This is a genomic window from Aquimarina aggregata (genome assembly GCF_001632745.1).
Taxonomy (GTDB): domain Bacteria; phylum Bacteroidota; class Bacteroidia; order Flavobacteriales; family Flavobacteriaceae; genus Aquimarina; species Aquimarina aggregata.
Genome location: NZ_LQRT01000057.1, coordinates 1 through 620 on the forward strand (window position 1 = coordinate 1; position 620 = coordinate 620).

The following is a 620-nucleotide window of genomic DNA, read 5'->3' on the forward strand; positions in this document are numbered from 1 at the left end:
TTCAGTGGATCAGCTACAGCACCAGATTGCGGAACAACCCCACCAAGTACTACAGTTAATGGAGGAGTACTTGCAGGAGGTCCTTTTACGTTTACAGTTGGAGATGGTATCGCAGATAACGTTTCAGGAATAACATTAACAGATACGGTAGGAGATACAAATCAATGGATAGTAACTGATGCAGCAGGTAAGATTTTAGGATTACCAGCTTCTCCAGAAGTAGTTGATTTTGATGGAGCTGGAGTAGGAAGTTGCTTTATTTATAATGTAACCTATAACGGATCAATTACAGGTCTTACTGCAGATGCATTAATTTCAGGCTTATCAGGAGATTTTGATCTTTCAAACAGTATAGAAGTTGTAAGAAACCCAGTAGTAACAAATCCAACAGTTGATGGAGGAGTACTTGCAGGAGGTCCTTTTACTTTTACAGTTGGAGATGGTATCGCAGATAACGTTTCAGGAATAACATTAACAGGTACCGTAGGAGATACAAATCAGTGGATAGTAACTGATGCAGCAGGTAAGATTTTAGGATTACCAGCTTCTCCAGAAGTAGTTGATTTTGATGGAGCTGGAGTAGGAAGTTGCTTTATTTATAATGTAACCTATAACGGATC

The 620-nt window shown here is 39.2% G+C and carries 1 pseudogene; it reads left to right on the forward strand.

What is annotated here, in order from left to right:
* Positions 1 to 620, forward strand: a pseudogene (locus AWE51_RS23350) (Ig-like domain-containing protein); the annotation flags it as partial.